At 68.3% G+C, this 17,432-nt stretch carries 12 protein-coding genes; 7 read left to right on the forward strand and 5 right to left on the reverse strand.

Going from position 1 to position 17,432, the window contains the following annotated elements:
* Positions 1 to 9: 9 nt before the first annotated feature.
* Genes M2283_RS04225 through M2283_RS04245 form a run of 5 tightly spaced genes read right to left on the reverse strand, consistent with a single transcriptional unit; the run spans position 10 to position 8,258 of the window.
* A complete protein-coding gene (locus M2283_RS04225; RefSeq protein ID WP_280874574.1) occupies positions 10 to 3,384 on the reverse strand; it encodes an alginate lyase family protein in 3,375 nt (1,124 codons plus the stop codon).
* Positions 3,381 to 4,916 carry a glycosyl hydrolase family 28 protein gene (locus M2283_RS04230; RefSeq protein WP_280874575.1) on the reverse strand — a complete coding sequence of 512 codons (1,536 nt, stop codon included), beginning with the start codon at positions 4,914 to 4,916 and terminating at the stop codon, positions 3,381 to 3,383. The genes M2283_RS04225 and M2283_RS04230 overlap by 4 nt, the downstream gene beginning before the upstream one ends.
* Positions 4,917 to 4,972: 56 nt before the next feature.
* A complete protein-coding gene (locus M2283_RS04235) occupies positions 4,973 to 5,860 on the reverse strand; it encodes a carbohydrate ABC transporter permease (RefSeq protein WP_432423019.1) in 888 nt (295 codons plus the stop codon).
* Positions 5,857 to 6,912 (reverse strand): carbohydrate ABC transporter permease, encoded by a 1,056-nt coding sequence (locus M2283_RS04240; RefSeq protein ID WP_280874576.1) that lies wholly within the window; start codon positions 6,910 to 6,912, stop codon positions 5,857 to 5,859. The genes M2283_RS04235 and M2283_RS04240 overlap by 4 nt, the downstream gene beginning before the upstream one ends.
* Positions 6,909 to 8,258 carry an extracellular solute-binding protein gene (locus M2283_RS04245; protein WP_280874577.1) on the reverse strand — a complete coding sequence of 450 codons (1,350 nt, stop codon included), beginning with the start codon at positions 8,256 to 8,258 and terminating at the stop codon, positions 6,909 to 6,911. Before M2283_RS04245 ends, M2283_RS04240 begins: the two co-directional genes overlap by 4 nt.
* 295 nt (positions 8,259 to 8,553) lie before the next feature.
* Here M2283_RS04245 and M2283_RS04250 point away from each other — a divergent pair, with 295 nt between their 5' ends.
* The 7 genes from M2283_RS04250 to M2283_RS04280 all read left to right on the forward strand — a co-directional run bounded on the left by M2283_RS04250 (position 8,554) and on the right by M2283_RS04280 (position 17,406).
* Positions 8,554 to 9,567, forward strand: a complete 1,014-nt coding sequence (locus M2283_RS04250) for a hydroxyacid dehydrogenase (protein ID WP_280874578.1) — start codon at positions 8,554 to 8,556, stop codon at positions 9,565 to 9,567.
* Between the two features lie 453 nt (positions 9,568 to 10,020).
* On the forward strand, positions 10,021 to 11,109 hold the full coding sequence (locus tag M2283_RS04255) for a LacI family DNA-binding transcriptional regulator (RefSeq protein ID WP_280874579.1): 1,089 nt from the start codon (positions 10,021 to 10,023) through the stop codon (positions 11,107 to 11,109).
* Between the two features lie 313 nt (positions 11,110 to 11,422).
* Positions 11,423 to 12,757 carry an ABC transporter substrate-binding protein gene (locus tag M2283_RS04260; protein ID WP_280874580.1) on the forward strand — a complete coding sequence of 445 codons (1,335 nt, stop codon included), beginning with the start codon at positions 11,423 to 11,425 and terminating at the stop codon, positions 12,755 to 12,757.
* 19 nt (positions 12,758 to 12,776) lie between these two features.
* The gene (locus tag M2283_RS04265) at positions 12,777 to 13,661 is read left to right on the forward strand and encodes a carbohydrate ABC transporter permease (protein WP_280874581.1); all 885 of its coding nucleotides are present in this window, start codon (positions 12,777 to 12,779) and stop codon (positions 13,659 to 13,661) included.
* Positions 13,661 to 14,569 carry a carbohydrate ABC transporter permease gene (locus M2283_RS04270; RefSeq protein ID WP_280874582.1) on the forward strand — a complete coding sequence of 303 codons (909 nt, stop codon included), beginning with the start codon at positions 13,661 to 13,663 and terminating at the stop codon, positions 14,567 to 14,569. Before M2283_RS04265 ends, M2283_RS04270 begins: the two co-directional genes overlap by 1 nt.
* Positions 14,566 to 16,188: a family 43 glycosylhydrolase gene (locus M2283_RS04275; protein WP_280874583.1), complete on the forward strand. Its 1,623-nt coding sequence runs from the start codon at positions 14,566 to 14,568 to the stop codon at positions 16,186 to 16,188. Before M2283_RS04270 ends, M2283_RS04275 begins: the two co-directional genes overlap by 4 nt.
* A gap of 198 nt (positions 16,189 to 16,386) precedes the next feature.
* Complete coding sequence (locus M2283_RS04280) at positions 16,387 to 17,406, forward strand: LacI family DNA-binding transcriptional regulator (RefSeq protein ID WP_432423025.1); 1,020 nt, start codon at positions 16,387 to 16,389, stop codon at positions 17,404 to 17,406.
* Positions 17,407 to 17,432: the final 26 nt, after the last annotated feature.

Genomic DNA, 17,432 nt, shown 5'->3' on the forward strand with positions numbered 1-17,432 from the left:
CATGACGGATCAGGTGGGCGTGATGCTCACCTCGTCGAACTCGGTGGTGCAGCGGACCGGTTGGCTGCGCGAGCAGACCACCAGGCCGACGTGGTAGGGGGCGTCACCGAAGCCGGGGATCACTCCGTCGGCGAGGGGGGTCCAGGTGACGCCGTCATCGGTGGACAGCGCTGCGCTGAAGGCGGTCCCGACGCGCTTCAGCCGCAGCAGGGCGGGGAGGGTGACGGCCGCGCCACCGGTGAAGACGGAGGCACCGGCCACGGTCTTGCGGAGCATGAGCTGAGCGGTGCTCCCGCCGGTGACGACGGCCCCCGCCGCCTGGTCGAACGGCGACAGCGACTTCGCCATGAGCAGCCCGATCCGGTCCGTACTCACCCCGCTGCGGGAGACGATCCGCGCGACGACCTCGCAGTCACCGCTGATCGGCCGCCGCACGAACTGGCCTGTCATTCCTTGGCCGTTGGCGTTGAGATCGACCCCCGCGCCCCGCACGGTGAAGGTCCCGCCGTCATACGACGTACTGCCCGGCGTCGTGATCGCCACCACACCCAGCGTCCCGAAGACACGGTCGTCGAGCACGGTGTCGCCGAGGTCGCCGTACGTCCACGGCGCGGGCGGCGCGCTGCCGACCGCGAGCGCGAGGACACCGGAGCCGACACCGGCCGCGTTGCCCGCACCGGCCGTGATGGTGAACTCCCCCGTCCCGCTGGGCGTTCCGGAGATCAGACCGGTACGCCGGTCGAGGCGCACCCCGTCGGGCAGGCCGTGCGCGGTGAAGCGCACGGGCTCGTGAGTGGCGCGTAGTCGGTACTGGAAAGGGGCGCCCTTGTTGGCGAAGAGCGCGGTGGACGAGGTGAGTTGGGGAGCCGTAGGCGTCGGCATCGTCGCGGCGGCGGACCGCGAACGCGGGCCACTGCCACCGGCGTTGGTCTTCGCGACGACGTAGTGGTACGTCGTACCGGGCACGCCTGTCACATCCGCGTACCGGACGCGGGTGCCGAAGCCGACCGCACCGATGCCGGTCGCGATCGTGCGGTACGGGCCGTCTGCGTGGGTGGCGCGCAGCACCTTGAACCGGGCGGCGGGATCGGGATCGGTCCAGGCCAGCTCGACGGCGTCGGCGCCGCTGGTGGCGTGCAGGCCGGTGGCCGTGCCGGCGGGGCTCGGCACGGACCACACCTCGCCGACGGCGCCGGTCACGCTGACGTTGTCAAAGGCTCCGGTGCCGGTCTCGGCGTACTCCGCGTCGACGCCGAGGCAGGAGGTGAGAACCAGACCGGCGTACGCGGTGCGCCCCAACTCGACTTCGGCGGAACCGACTTGGGTCCAGCGGACGCCGTCCGGCGAGATCGCGCCGGTCAGCCGCCGGCCCCTGCGGGTGACCCGCACCCAGTAGGGCGCCCGCAGCCGGTAGCCGTCGCCCGCGCCTTCTACGTACGGGGCTTCGAGCGGGGTGGCCGACTCGGGCAGGGCGCCGAGGTCGGAGATCGGGAAGGCGGCGTTCACGGTGATCGCCTGTTGCTGCGAGGGCGGGACGGGCGTGCTTCCGGTCGCGGAGACGACAGCTCCGGTCTTGGCGCGGACGCTCCACACCCCGCTCCAGGTGTGCAGTGGCAGCCCCTGGATCAGCATGGCCGCGTGCGGTGCGCCGGCGTCCAGAGAAGCGCGCACGGTGACGCCGATCTTGGCGTACTGCGAGCTGAGCGGCCACACGATCCGCGCGGTGACCGTGCCGTCGCCGCGCAGCGGGAGATGGGCGAGGCGGTAGGTGTCGGCGGTGCCGCTCGCCTCCAGGACGAAGCGCTCGCCGTCGAAGGCGGCGGAGCCGGGGATCCGTACGTCGCCGAGGTCCTGCGTGGACCAAGGTCCGGGGAGGCCGGCCGTGGCGGCCGCCGGAGGTGAATCCCCGCTGCCGCCCTGGGAGTTGGAGGCGCGGACGGTGTAGAGGTACGTCCGTCCCGGGCGCACCTTGCGGTCGCGGTAGGTCGGTTGGGTGACTCCGGTGGCGATCTCCTCGTACGGGCCCTCGGGGCGGGTGGCCCGGCGGACGGTGTACGTGTCCGCCCAAGTGGACGGCAGCCAGGCCACGGTGACGGAGTCGTCGGTGCCGTTCGCGGTGACGCCGGCCGGGGCTGCGGGTGCGGTCGGCGTCGGGGCGGTCGTACCGGCGTAGGTGAAGGTGCCCCAGCTGGGCAGGTCGTCGTTGCCGCCCTCGACGGTGCGGGTGCCGGCGGTACCGCGAAAGACTGCGGCCTTGATGTTCGGGGCGTCGAGGCCGCGGACGCCGGAGTAGTGGGCGTACGCCATCTCGTAGATCGGCGGCAGGGTGCCGCGGCCGGTCGCGGAGACGGCCTGCTTGATGTACTTGCCGGTGCGGTCGAGGTCGGGGGTGAAGGGGACGTCGCCGCCGAGGTTGTAGCGGGCCGCGTACTCGAAGTTGGCGAGGATGCGGTGGTCGTCGAAGGCCCACAGATCGACGCCCTGGTTCCAGGCGACCTGGGCGAGGTCGCCGGTCAGGCCGACGGCGAGCTGTTCGTGGCCCTGGTCGCGGCCGGACTCCTGGCCCTGGCCGGCGTCGGTGACGACGCGGTGGAGCACGCTGCCGTTGCCTGCGCCGGCCGCGGCGAAGCGCAGGGCGTCCTCGAAGAGAACCGGCTCTTCGCAGAACACCGCGATGGCCAGGATGGTCTGAAGGGCCGTCAGATCCCAGTTGCCGTTGGCGTAGAGCATGTAGCCGGACACCGCCGGATACCAGACGTCGAGGAACGACCGCTCGCAGCGCGCGATGTCCTCCTGCGCCCAGCCGTCGTAGCCGGTGTGGCGCAGGAGTTCGGCCGCGTTGACGAACTTGAAGGCCTGCAGCCCGGCGCCGAGCGGTCCGTCGGCGCCGGTGATCGTCGTCAAGGACGACGACCAGACGTTCAGGATGTCGCGGGCCTTGTCCGCATGGGTGCGCTCCCCTGTGGCGCACCACATCAGGGCGTTCTGGTAGGCGGCGGCCGAGTCTGCGACGGCCTGGTTCTGGAAGTTGGCGGGGCCGCGGCCCCAGGAGGTGATCTGGCCGGTGTTCTGGACGGCGTAGGTCGACTGGGAACGGGCGTGGGCGGCGAGCGCGAGGTAACCGTCATGGATCGGGGCCGACTTGGCGGCGACGGCGGTCTTCATGCGTGCCAGGTCGGCGGTGGTGTGGAGCAGACCCGGGTGGGTGAAGGTTCTCGGGGTGCCGTGGTGCTGCGGTACGGCGGCCCGGGCCGTACCGGGCACGAGCAGTCCGCTCGTGCCGGACGCCAGCAGCAGGGCGGCGGCCGTACCGCCGAGGAAGCCCCGACGGCTCGGGGTGACGGGAGCGTCGGTGGAGGCGTGGGCGGTGACTGGGACGGTCATGACGCGGCGGCCGCCTCGGCGGTCGTGAGGAACTTCAGGTTCGTCACATGCTCGTTGGAGAACCACTGGACCGAGTCGGTGGTGTAGTACCAGGTCGGCTTCTTCATCGAGTCGGCAACGACCAGCCCGTTGATCACCAGGTTCTCGAAGGTGACGTTCTTGATGGCGTGGTCGGCGTCGTAGCCGAGAAAGAGGGACGGGTTGGCGTGGGTGCCCGTGTACGTGAGGTTCTTGATGTAGACGTCCTCGATGCCGCGCCCGACCGAGGTGTTGTACTTCGTGTTGTACATGATCCGCATATGGATCACCTGGCCCTGCCGGAAGTCCTCGATCCGGAGGTCCTCGATGCGGACGTTCTTGATGAGGTTGGAGTCGCCGGGGTTGAGGGCGACGCAGCCCTGGTAGCCCATCTGGGGCTCACGGTGGTCGAGGACGTCGACGTTCTTGATGACGAGGTTCTCGATCATTTCCGGGGCGTCGCTGTTGCCGTGCGTGCCGACGTTGACCGGGTGGGCCACGTCGGCCCACAGCGTGCAGTTCTCGATGGTGATGTCGCGGGTGTCGCCGTAGTAGTCCCAGCGGTGGGCGTAGATCGCGAAGCAGTCGTCGGAGTTGCGCATGAAGCAGCCGTCGAAGTGGACGCCGGTGGAGGAGAACACGTCGAAGCCGTCGCCGTTGCCCTTCGAACTGAACGAACGGGCCTTGCGGACACGGACGTTGTGACTCTCCCCGAAGGTGCCCGCGTAGCCGGCCGGGTTGAGGATGATGACGTCCTCGATCCGGATGTTCCGGCTGCCCTCGCAGAGGATCGCGCCACCGGGGTTGTTGTAGAGCACGCCGTGTCCGGTGAGGCGGGCCCGCTCCACGTCCTTGAAGTAGACCTGCGCGGTGAGCACGGCGCCGCCCGCGAGGTACACGGTCTTGCCGCTGGGGACGGTCAGGACGTTGCCGGTGACGGTGTGCACGCCCGGGCCGAAGTAGATGACGTCCGGGTCGTCGGCCGAAGGGGCGTGCTTCTCAAGGGCGTTGGTGATGACGTGCAGGCAGTCGAAGATCTCGTCGTTGATCTGTACGACGACGTCACGCGGCTCGTCGAGGGTGAACCGCAGGGTGTCGCCGAGGAGTTCGGGCGAGATGCCCAGCGCGTCCGGTCTCACCCGGGCCTTGGTGGTGCCGCCCTTGAGGTAGGTGACCTCCAACTCCACGGAACCTCGGAAGTCGAAGTACACCATCGAGGAGTTGTAGACCTTGCCGGAGCCGGTGGTGGCGTTGATCTCCTCCAACTGCGGACGCCAGATGTCCAGGGTCCGCCACTCGCCGTCGGGGGCGGTGCGGGCCCGCACCTTGAAGGTGGTGTTGGTCGGCATGGTGGCCGGGCGGGGGTAAGTGACCAGCTTCGGGCGGGAGTTGTGGCCAAGGCCCTGGCCGTCCGCGTGGGCGGCCGTGGCCGTGAGGCCGCTCGCGAGACCGGCGGCGAGCGCGGTGGCGCCGGCGGCCTGGAGGGCGGTTCGACGGGACAGGGGCGTGTTCATCTGCGACTCCTTGCAAGGTGTTGGGGAAGGGACTGGTGAAGGGCTTACGGCAGGGGCTACTTGAGGCCGGTCGTCGACATGCCGGCGACGAAACCGCGCTGGGCTACGAGGAAGATCAGGAGGATCGGCACGACGTACATCACCGAGCCCGCGGCCAGCAGGTTGTTCACGGGCAGCCCGCCCGGAGTGACGTACGAGGTCATGAGGGCGACGGAGAGCGTCGTGCGGTCGTTGGAGAGCAACAGCATCGGGGCGATGAAGTCGCCCCAGCTCCAGGTGAAGGCGATCACGAAGCTCGCGGCCAGCACCGGCCAGGACTGCGGCAGGAAGATCCGCCAGAAGATCCCCGCGTACCCGCAGCCGTCGACGATCGCGGCCTCCTCCAGCTCCCGCGGCATCCCGGCGAAGAACTGCCGGAACAGGAAGACGAGATAGGGGGCGCCGGCCAGGCCCCACAGCACCCACGGCCAGTACGTGTCGACCATGCCGAGCTTCGCGAAGATGAGGTAGGTCGGGAAGAGCGTGATCATCTGCGGCAGCATCATCGAGCCGAGGAGCACCCCGAACAGGGCTTTCTTTCCAGGGGCGTTGAGGCGGGCGAACCCGAAGCCGACCCAGGCAGAGCTGAGGGTGACGAGGGTGGCGTAGATCAGGGCGATGATGAGGGAGTTGCGGGCGTAGCCCAGGAAGTCGATCTGGGTGAAGGCGTCGGCGAAGTTGTGCCACTGGATCCGGTCGGGCAGCCAGTGCACCGGGGAGGCGGCCAGTTCGGGGGTCGTCTTGAGGCCCGTCACGATCAGCCAGCCGAAGGGGCCGAGCATCAGGCCGGTGATCGCTACGAGGACGGTGTAGAGGACGAGGCGGTTGACGCGGATGCGGACGCCTGCCGGGGGTGTCGGGGCCGTCGGGTGCGAGCTCTTCGGGGGCAGGGTCGTGGGAGTCACTTCTTCGCCTCCGGATCGACGTTGTAGAACACCACTCCGGACGTGGCCTTGAAGACGATTCCGGTCACGATGAGGATCAGGACGAAGAGCACCCACAGCAGTGCGGAGGCGTAGCCGTAGCGGCCCATCGCGAAGTACTGGGCGAACACGTGCATCATGTACATGTAGTTGGTCTGCGGAATCGCCGTGACTCCGGCGGGAGTTGGGACGGGCGCGATCAGCAGCGGCATGATCGTCTGCACCGACGCGATCATCCCGGTCACGACCTGGAACAGCAGCACCGGCGAGAGCAGCGGAACGGTGATGCTACGGAAGGTCCGCCAGGCGCTCGCGCCGTCGATACGCGCCGCCTCGTGCAGCTCGCGGGGTACGTCCTGGAGGCCGGCCAGCGAGATGATCATGACGTTTCCGGCGCCCCACAGCACCGCCATCAGGATCACGTAGCGGGCGTACGGGTCGTCGAGCCAGGCGAGGGCGTCGATGCCGAAGACATGCAGGACGCCGTTGGCGGCACCCGAGTCCCGGTTGAAGAGCTGCTTGAAGATGAGCCCCGCGCCGACCGGGGGCACCACCGCCGGCAGATAGAGCAGCGTGCGGAACAGACCGCGCGCCTTGATCGGGCGGTTGACCAGGACCGCGAGGGCGAGGCCCGCGACGATCGACAGCGGTACGGAGGTGAGCGCGAACACCCCCGCGCGGCCCAGGGAGTCCCAGGTCACCGGGTCGGACAGCAGCTCGCGGTAGTTGCCGAGGCCGACGTAGCGCCAGCGCGGCGAGATGCCGTCGAAGGTGGTGAAGCTCAGCCAGAGCGCGTACGCCATCGGACCGACGGTCAGCAGCGCGAAACCGATGATCCAGGGCGAGGTGAACATGTAGAACGCCCGGCGCCGGCGGACCGTCATGGAACCGCGGGGCAGGTCGGTGGAGCGGCTGGCGCCGGTGCGGATGGAGTTGGGGGTGGGGGTGGTGCCGGCGGAGGTGGTGCGTTCGGTGCCGGGGCGAGCGGCGGTTCGGGGCCGCCGTACGGCTTCGGGGATCTGTTCGGCTGTCATCCCACCTGCTCCTTACCGCGCTTCATCTGCTCGTTGACGACCGAGTTGAGGCGTCCGGCGAGGGTGTCGACGGAGATCCGGCCGTTCATCGCGGCCGGAATGACCTGGTTGATCAGGGCCTCCAGCGCGTCCCACTTGATGTAGGGGGTGAACGGAGTCACCGAGAAGTGCTTCAACTCGGCCTTCTGCACCTCGATGACGCGCTGTTGGTAGTCCTCCTTGTGCGGCATCAGCGGCTGGAGCGACTTCAGGCTCGGAATCCCCCAGCCGCCCTCCGCGCGCGCCTTGGCCGGACCCTCGCCGAAGAACCACTCGAAGACCCGCCAGGCCGCGTCCTTGTTGCGCGCCTTCTTCGGCATCCACATGCCGGTGGCCCCCTGGCAGGAACTGAGCCGCGGGCCGCCCTCGAAGACCGGCGCGGGCGCCAGCCGGGACACCTCGGCCAGCTTCGGCTCGGCGTTGATCATGCCGCCCAGCCAGTAGCCGCTGCCGGACATGGCCATCCGGTTCGCGACGTAGGTGGGCCCGTCCCAGCCGTCGGGGTTGGGCTGGACGAGGCTCGGTCCGATCCGGGCCTTGGCGTAGTCGACGTACCAGGTCAGGGCCTTGCGGGCCTCGGGCTTGGTGAAGTCGACACGACTGAAGTCGGCGGAGAAGAGGCTGCCGCCGGCGGCAGCCGTGAGGTTGGTGAAGAGGATGCCGAGACCCAGGCCGTTGTAACTGCCGCCGTAGACGGTCGTCTGGCCGTTCTTGCGCCGGGCCAGACGCTTGGCGTTCTCCAGCCATGCGTCGTACGTGATCGGCTCGGTGTCGGGCGGGTAGTCGACGCCCGCCTTGTCGAACAGCGCCGAGTTGTACCAGAACATCGCGTCCTGCGAGAAGTCCTTCGCCATGCCGTAGCGCGGGCCCTTGCCCTGGGTCCGCCCGTCGTAACGCCACAGGTCGTTGGCCGGGTCCAGGTCGTCCACCTTCAGCACGGTCGACCTGGCGAAGTACGGGTCCAGGTTCTCGGCCACACCCCGGGCGGCGAAGTACGGCACGTCGAGAGCGCCGCTGCCGCGCACCAGGTCCGGCGGGCTCCCGTTGGTGAGCATCGCGATCAGCCGGGTGATGTCGTCCTGCACCACGGTGATCCCGATGCCGAGTTCCTTCTGCGCCTGCTGGATCAACTCCGGGGAGATGTCGTCCAGTTTGACCATCACGGTGACGCGCTCGCCGCCGCCGGGCGCAGCACCGGCCACTTGCAGGGCACAGCCGCTCAACGCTGCCGCGCCGGCCGCGGCGCCTCCCGCCGACAGGGCGAGGAAGCGGCGGCGGCTGGGCGGAGCACCGGCCTGGGTGCGCATGAACCCTCCAGGTCTCTACGCTGAGAAGTTTTCGGGAACCGGTTTCTATAGGCGGTGGAGGGAGCTTCCTTCTGGGCGCCGAGGGCGTCAAGAGGGATGACCAAGTTTCGAAAACTCTGGGGGTGCCGGTGGGTGGGGGGTGCGGGCTTGCGTTCCCGGTGAATCGGGCAACCGGTTGGCCTTCGGTCCGAGTGATTGACCGGCCCTTCTCGGGAGACCTACGGTAGATCTACGGTAGAAGGCGCTTTCTGAAAATGTTTCCGTCCCGTGGTCAGATCTCGTGGTCAGGAGAGTCATGCCCAACCCGCAGCCGCCCAGGGCCGTGTTCGCGATGGATCCGGTCCACCTCCCGCTGCTCTTCCCACCGCCCCTCATGGCCCGGCTGACACGCGCCTCCGACCTCGACCCCACGCTCGTGGTACGGGACTTCGCCGACCCGGCGGTGGCCGGTGCCCTCGCCGACGCCGAGGTCCTGATCACCGGCTGGGGCTGCCCACCGCTCGACGCCGACGTCCTGGCCGCCGCGCCCCGACTCCGCACCGTCCTGCACGCCGCCGGCTCCATCCGCTCACTGGTCGGCGACGCGGTGTGGGAACGCGGAATCACCGTCTCCAGCGCGGTGACCGGCAACGCGCTGCCGGTCGCCGAGTACACGCTGGCCATGATCCTGCTCACCGGGAAGGACACCTTCGCCCACCGCGAGCGCTTCCGCGCCGAGCACCGGTATCCGTCCCACGCCGAGACGGCGGGCACGGGCAACGTCGGCCGTCGCGTCGGGGTCATCGGGGCTTCGCGGGTGGGGCGACGACTGCTGGAGCTCTTGCGGCCGTTCGACTTCTCGGTGCTGCTGCACGATCCGTATGTGACGGCGAGTGAAGCCGCGGCACTGGGGGCCGAGTTGGTCGGGTTGGAGGAGCTGTTGGGGCGGAGTGACATCGTGTCGCTGCACGCGCCCGACATTCCCGAGACGTATCGGATGCTCGATGCGTCGAGGCTTGCGTTGATCCGGGACGGGGGCGTGCTGATCAACACGTCTCGGGGGGCGCTGGTCGATCCCGACGCGCTGGAGGGGGAACTGGTCTCCGGGCGGTTGCATGCGGTGCTCGACGTGACCGAACCCGAGCCGCTGCCTGCGGGGTCACCGCTTTACCGGCTGCCCAATGTCTTTCTCACGCCTCATATCGCCGGGTCGCTCGGGAACGAGCTGGAGCGGCTCGGGCTGATCGTGGTGGAGGAGTTGGAGCGGGTGGCGCAGGGGGTGGGGTTGGGGCATGAGGTGCGGTTTGCGGATTTGGTTCGGGTGGCTTGAGGGGTGGGTGGGTTGAGGGGTGGGTGGGTTGAGGGGTGGGCGGCTTGTAGTTGAGTGGGTTTTTGGGGGCGGTTTGGCTTGAGGCGGTTTGAGTGAGGGTGAGGTGAGCTGAGTGAGGGGGCGTGAACAGCGTTTGCGTGCACGGCATTTGGCTGTGACTTTTGCAGGTGCCGTGCACAATGTCTTGCTCGGTCGCCTTCGGGGCGCTCCATGCCGGTGTCGAGAGCCCGATCGTGCTCAGCGCTTCGCGCCTCCGCGCGTTCGGTCTCTCGACACCGGCGCGCCCCTACGGCTCTCTCGCGGCCGGCGCGTTGGTCCACGGGCCGTTGGTGGGCCCTTGCCGTTGGTCTGTGGTTGTTTGGGGGGACGGGGTTTTGTATGGGATACGGTTTCTGGGCCGGTGACTGATCTGTTCCGGTGGGGTCTGGCCTGTGAGTTCGAGGAGTCGCGGCCGTGAGTCAGCGCAAGGCTGCCAGTGATGTCGGGCGGGCCACCATCCGTGACGTGGCCGAGCGGGCCGGAGTTTCCGTCGCGAGTGTTTCCCGGGTGTTGTCCGGGAACTATCCGGTGTCGGAGGAGTTGCGGCGGCGGGTGATGAAGGTCGTGCAGGATCTCGACTACGTCACCAATGCGCATGCTCGCTCGCTGGCGGGGGGTGGGACTCCGACCGTCGCCATCCTCATCAACAACATCACCGGGGCCGCTTTTGCCCACGTGGCCAAGGGAGTTGAAGGGGCCGCCACGCTGCGGGGGTGGCTGTCGCTGGTGGGTACCACCGGGGACGATCCCGAGCGGGAGTTGGCGCTGGTCAACCTGATGCGGCAACAGGGCGTTGCCGCCGTAGTGTTGCTGGGGGGCGCGTACGACTACGACGAGTATCAGTTGCGCATGGCCCGGTTTGCGCGGTCGCTGGACGCTGCTGGGTCCCATCTGGTGTTGGTGGGGCGGCCTCCGCTGGAGGGGGACGTGCCGGCCACGACCGTCGACTACGACAACGAGGGCGGCGCCTATGCCATGGCCAGCCATCTGTTGTCGGCCGGGCATCGCAAGGTGCTTGTCCTGCCGGGACACGCCGAACTCACCACCGCTCAGGGGCGATTGAGGGGTGCTCGGCGGGCCTTCGAGGCGTACGGGGTGCCCTTCGAGGCGGACATGGTGCGGCACGGGCCGTACGACTATGAGCACGGGTACGAGGCCGTTGAGGGGAGTCTGGGGGCGGGGTTGAACTTCACCGCCGTGCTTGCCGGGACGGACGTCGTTGCCGCGGGGGCCATGCAGGCGCTGCGGGCTGCCGGGTTGCGGGTGCCGGAGGACGTCTCGATCGTCGGCTATGACGACATCCCGCTGGCTTCACAGTTGACTCCCCAACTGACCACCGTGCACGTGCCGTACGAGGAGATGGGCCGGGTTGCCCTGCGTGCCGTGGCCGACCGGCGTGAGGGTGGTTCGGGGCGGCGCAAGGGGGGTGACGGCGACCATATGGTGCTGGGCACCCATGTCGTCGTGCGCAACTCCGTGCGGCCGCCCGCCGCCCAGCCGTAGGCGCTGACGGTGGTGTGGGGCGGGCTCGTTCGGGAACCGGTTGCGGTGTCGTTTCGTAAACGGTTACTGCGTTCTACCAGCGCGTTTGCCCACCTCAGATAAGAAGTTCGCGCACACCTCTTGCTACTGGCATAGCTGTCGGCCTACCTTCTCGACAACCGCTTTCTACCGCTTCCGCAGCTTCCGCTTGGTCGGTTCCCCGCCGGTTCTCCGTAGCCGCGAGCCGATGGTTGTCAGGCCACCGTTCCGGTGGGCGCCCGAGCCGCCGTCCTCTTCCTCTGAGAACGCCCAATCCCCGAAGGATCACGGTCAGATGAACTTCACCAGCTCCCGGAGAAGGTTCGCCCACGCCGCCGTCGCCGGAATCGCGCTGACGGGTCTGCTCGCCGCCTGTGGCGGGTCGGACTCAGGGGACGACACCAAGTCGTCCGGCCCGGTCACCCTGCCCTTCTGGGGCTGGGCCAACGGTCAGGAGGCGGTGGTCAAGGCCTTCAACGCCGCCCACAAGGACATCAAGCTCAAGTACACCAAGGTGACCGACCAGCTGACCATGCAGAAGCAGCTGACCAACGCCGTGAAGGCGGGCAACGCGCCCTGTCTCGTGCAGAACACCGCCGAGTACGTGACCAGTTGGGTCTCGCAGGGGGCGCTCGCCGACATCAGTCAGTACGTGGACGGCAGCAAGGGCAAGTTCAATGGCGGGTCCTGGGCGAGTGCCCAGGTGCAGGGCAAGTCGTATGGGGTGCCTACTAGTTCCTCGCCCAACTTCACCATCTATCGGACCGATGTCTTCAAGAAGTACGGCGTCGAGGCTCCGGTCACGTGGGACGACTTCATCGCCGCCGGCAAGGTGCTGAAGAAGCACGGGGTGAAGATCACCAACTTCGCCGGGGAGGATCCCAGCACGCTGGAGGTGCTCGCGATGCAGGCCGGGGCGCACTGGTACGCCATCGACGGCGACTCCTGGAAGGTGGACTTCCAGGACGCGGGCAGTCTGAAGGCGGCCAAGGTGATTCAGGAGATCATCGACGGTGATCTGAATTCGAAGTTGTCCTTCGCCGACTACGCCGCCGTGCAGCGCAACTACGACGACGGTGGGACCGCGACCCGGCAGATCTCGACCTGGCAGATGGCCGGCATGGTGCAGAACTTCACCAAGTCCTTTGGGAAGTGGGCCCTTTCGCCGTGGCCGACGTATGCGGGTGAGGCTGCCAAGACGCCTGCGGGGACCAATCTGACCGGCAGTGTGACGCTGGTGACCAAGCAGTGCAAGAACGTTCAGCAGGCCGCGGAGGCCGCGTTGTGGATGTCCACCAATGCCGGTGCCGTGAAGACGATGGCTTCCCCCACCACCGGCAACGGGGTGATGCCGGCCCTGGCCGACAGTCAGTCGTATGTGGGTGAGGCCGTCTCCGAGAAGCTGCTCGGGAGCAACTATCAGGCTGCGCAGAAGGTGGTGACGGAGAGTCTGGGGGCCGTGACGACCGACTGGACCTTCGGGCCCGACTGGACCGCCATGTTCACCGAGATGCAGGCCGGTTGGGCCAAGGTCGTCAACAAGGAGCAGAAGGTGTCCGATCTGCTGGCGCACATGCAGGACTGGACGGTCAAGGACCTGAAGTCCCGCGGCATCAGTGTCGAGGGTTAGAGGCTGAGGTCGACCGACGATGACTCGCTCACTGCGCTGGAAGGGTGCCGCCTTCACGGTGCCCTTCCAGCTCGGCTTCGTCTTTCTGTATCTGCTTCCGATCGGGTACGCCGTCTATCAGTCGCTCTTTCGTGAGCAGCAGTCCGGGCTGGGGCTCGGTGGCTCGACGGAGAAGTTCGCCGGGTTCGAGAACTACCGGCAGGGGCTGACCGATTCGGCGTTCATGGGGTCCGTGCTGCGGGTGGTGCTGTTCGCCTGTGTGCAGATTCCGGTGATGCTCGTCGTCAGCCTGCTGCTCGCGTTGTTCCTGGACTCGCTCGCCTCCAGGGCCGCGAGCCGGTTCCGGATCGTGCTGCTGGTGCCGTACATGATCCCGGGTGTGGTGGCCGCGCTCGTGTGGATCAACCTGTACAGCCCGGCGGTCGGTCCGCTCACACCCTTGGGCAAGGTGTTCGGCTTCGACTGGAACTTCTTCGCGCCGTCCATGGTGTGGCCGTCCATCGGCAACCTGCTGACCTGGCACGGCATCGGCTACAACATGGTCATCATCTACTCGGCGCTCCAGGGCGTCCCGCGTGAGCTGTTCGAGGCCGCCCGGTTGGACGGTGCCTCGGAGCCGCGGATCGCCGTCAGCATCAAGATCCCGTATGTGCGGGGCGCGTTGGTGCTCACCGGGATGCTCTCCGTCATCCAGATGCTGCAGATCTTCAACGAGCCCGCGCTGTTCCGGAACATCACCCCGCAGACGGTCAGCGACAGCTTCACACCGATCATGATCATCTACAACCAGGCGTTCAACGCCGGCAACTACCACTACGCGGCTGCCCTGTCGGTCCTGCTCGCCCTGATCCTCGGCGTGGCCTCCTTCCTCTTCTACCGGCTCACTTCGAGGGAGGCCGACTGATGACGCTCACCGATGAACCCCGTACCAGGGACCGGCAGTTGGGCAGGATCAGTGCGCCGGACCGGGCTTCGCGGTCGCGGGGCGGGCAACGGTTTGTGCTTGTCGGGCTGGTGCTGGCGAGTGTCTACAGCCTGTTTCCGGTGTGGTGGCTGATCGTCGCCTCTACGAAGGACCGTACCGGGCTCTATCAGAGCAATGGGCTGTGGTTCTCCGGGTGGCATCTGTGGGGCAATCTGCGGCAGTTGTTCACCTACGAGGACGGCATCTTCCTGCGGTGGACCGCCAACTCGTTCCTGTACGCCGGTGTCGGCTCCCTCGGCGGCACGCTGCTCGCTCTCGCCACGGGGTACGGACTCGCGCGCTTCCAATTCCCGGGCCGGAACCTGGTGTTCGCGTGCGTGGTGGGGTCGTTCCTGATCCCGATCGCGCTGCTGACGCTGCCGCTGTATCTGATGTTCTCGGAGATCGGGCTCGTCGACACCCCGTGGGCCATGCTGATCCCGTGTCTGATCAACCCGTTCAGCGTCTATCTCGCCAAGGTGTACACCGAGGCCACCATCCCCTTCGAGCTGCTGGAAGCCGCCCGGATCGACGGGGCCGGTGAGCTCAGGATCTTCTTCAGCATCGTGCTGCGGATGATGACGACGGGCGGCGCGACCGTCTTTCTGCTGGCCTTCGTCAACACCTGGAACGCCTTCTTCCTGCCGCTCACCGTGCTGCGCGGCGAGGAGAACTGGACGCTCAACCTGGGCCTGTACAACTGGTCCGGCAAACGCCTGGAGTCCGGCGTCGACCTCACCAGCCTGGTGCTGACCGGCGCGCTGCTCTCCATCGTCCCGATGGCCATCATGATGGTCGCGATGCGGCGGTACTGGCGCACCGGAGTCACCCTGGGAGCGCTCAAGTGACCTTGCTGCGCAACCCTGTTCTCCGTGGCTTCACCCCCGATCCCTCCCTGGTGCGGGTCGGTGACTGGTACTACGTGGCGAACAGTTCCTTCGAGTGGTTCCCGACCATCCCGATCCACCGCTCCCGCGACCTCGCGCAGTGGGAGTACGCCGGCCATGTGCGCGGCGCGGTGCCGGGCGACTCGCTGGCCGGGGTGCCCGACTCGGGCGGCATCTGGGCGCCGTCGCTGAGCCGGGACGGCGAGCGGTTCTGGGTGGTGTACGCGGTCGTGCGGTCGGTGGGGACGGCGTACTTCGATACGGATGTGTTTGTCAGTACGGCCGTTGGGGTGGGCGGTGAGTGGAGCGCTCCTCGGCGGGTGGCCGGTCATGGCTTCGATCCCGCGCTGTTTCATGAGGGCGGGCGCTTGTGGCTGCTGAATCTCCAGAACGATCACCGTCCGGGTGGGCGGCGGTTCTCAGGGATCGTGTTGAGCGAGTTGGACCGCGAGACGCTGGCTCCGGTCGGGGGTACGCATCTGCTGGTGCAGCACGAACGGCTCATCGAGGGGCCCAAGTTGGTGCGGCGGGACGGGTGGTACTACCTGGTGCTCGCGGAGGGCGGTACGGGGTTCGAGCACGGGGTGCGGGTGGCGCGGAGTCGCGCGGTCACGGGTCCGTACGCGCTGGATGAGCGGCCGTTGCTGACCTCGCGGGATGATCCCTCGCTGCCGTTGCAGAAGGCGGGGCACGGGGAACTGGTCCAACTGCCGGGTGGCGAGTGGGTGTTGAGCCATCTGACCGCTCGTCCGCTGGACACGGGTGGCGGGCCGCGCTGTCCGCTCGGGCGGGAGACCGCGGTCCAGGCGGTGGTGTGGGACGAGGTGGGGTGGCCGCGGCTTCGGCAGGGCGGTCATCATCCGGCGGTCGAGGTCGATGTGCCGACAGCTCGTGCGCTTCCTGCATCCCCTGCGCTTCTTGATGTGCCGGCGGGGCCGCCTCCCGGAGACGGGCGCGAGGAGCTTGGCTGGCCCTGGAGTTCCCCGCGCGGATATCCCGATCCCTCCTGGGCCGACGCCCACACCCGCCCCGGTTGGATCCGGCTGCGTGGTCGGCACGGGCCCGAGTCGCGGTGGGCGCACAGTCTGCTCGCCCAGCGGATCACCGAGCACCGCGCGGAGGCCGAGGTCACCGTCGAGGCGCGGCCCCGCACCTTCACGCAGGCCGCGGGGCTGGTGCTCTGGTACAACACCGAGGCCTACGTGAGCCTCGACGTGACGTGGGCGGAGCCGGAAGGCGAGGAGCAGCAAGGGCAACAGTGGCAGGGACGGGGTCGTACGGTGCTCAGTCTTGTCGAGCGCGAGGAGTCCGCCACCCGGCAAGCGGCCGTGGTCGACGTCGACGCGGACGGACCGCTGACGCTCGGGGTGACGATCGATGACGTCGAGGCACGGTTCTGGTACGCCGTCGGGGGCGCGGCCCGTACCGCCGTAGGACCGGTGGTCGACTTCAGCAAGCTCACCGACGACTACGGGACCAAGCTGCGCTTCACGGGTGCGATGGTCGGCATCCACGCCGTGGACCTCGTCGGCGGGGCGTTCACGGCCGACTTCAGCGGGTTTCGGCTCAACTGCCGGTAGCCGCCGGGGAGTCGCCGCCCTGTTCGAAGTTTCGAAAGCCACGGACGTTCCAAGCCTGCGAAGTCCAACCTCTTCCCGGTGCGTTGCGGTGAACCTAGGGTAGGAAGCGCTTACCGCTTCGTCGCGGGTCGAAACTTTCGCTGGCCCTCGGGCGGGCCGGAGAGGTGGTTCCCGATGGTCCGTACGGGGAATGCGAGCGTGGCCGCCGGGCCGACGCTGGCGGTCGTGGCCCGCGAGGCGGGGGTGTCCGTGCCGACCGCGTCCAAGGTGGTCAACGGGCGGGAGGACGTGGCGCCCGAGACGCGCCGCCGGGTCACGGAGGCGCTCGACCGGCTCGGTTATGTGCGCAGACCCCGCTTCGACACGACGAAGGTGCCCGGCCTGGTCGACCTCGTGGTGCACTCGCTCGACACCTCCTGGTCGGGCGCCGTGCTGCACGGGGTGGAGGCGGCGGCGCACGACGCGGGCCTTGAGGTCGTGGTCTCGGCGGCGCTGAACCGGACCCGGACCGGGCATCCCGATCGCGGCTGGCTGGACAAGCTGGTCGTGCGCGGTTCTTCCGGAGTGCTGTTCAATCTGGCCGAGTTGACGCCGGCGCAGTACTCCTGGCTGGAGCAGCACCGGATCCCGTTCGCGATGATCGACCCGGTGCTCGAACCCCCGCCGGGTGTGGTGTCGGTGGGCGCGGCCAACTGGCAGGGCGGGGTCACCGCCACCGAGCACCTGCTCGCCCTCGGCCATGAGCGGATCGCGGTCATCGCGGGCCACCAGCGCAAGATGTGCAGCAGCGCACGGGTGGCCGGGTACCGTTCGGCGCTCGCGGCGGCCGGGGTGCGCCACCGCGTCGAGTACGTCCGGCACGCCGGGTTCGACGAGAGCGTGGCCCGGCGGCGGATGCTGGACCTGCTCGATCTGCGCGAGCCGCCGACCGCGGTGTTCGTGTGCTCGGACCGGATGGCGCTGGGGGTGTACGAGGCCCTGGCGGAACGGGGGTTGAGCGTTCCGGACGACGTCAGCGTGGTCGGTTTCGACGACCTGCCCGAGTCCCGCTGGATCGCCCCGGCCCTCACCACGGTCCGCCAGCCACTGGCCGAGATGGCGGCGACGGCTTTGCGGCTGCTTGTTCGCATGATGGAGGGCGAGCGCCCGGAGAGCACGCGTACGGAGTTGTCGACGCGGTTGGTGGAGCGGAGCAGCACGGCACGCCCACGGGCGTAGCTCGTCGGCGACCTCGGCGGGGGCCG

It is taken from the genome of Streptomyces pseudovenezuelae, from assembly GCF_029892565.1.
GTDB classification, from domain to species: domain Bacteria; phylum Actinomycetota; class Actinomycetes; order Streptomycetales; family Streptomycetaceae; genus Streptomyces; species Streptomyces pseudovenezuelae_A.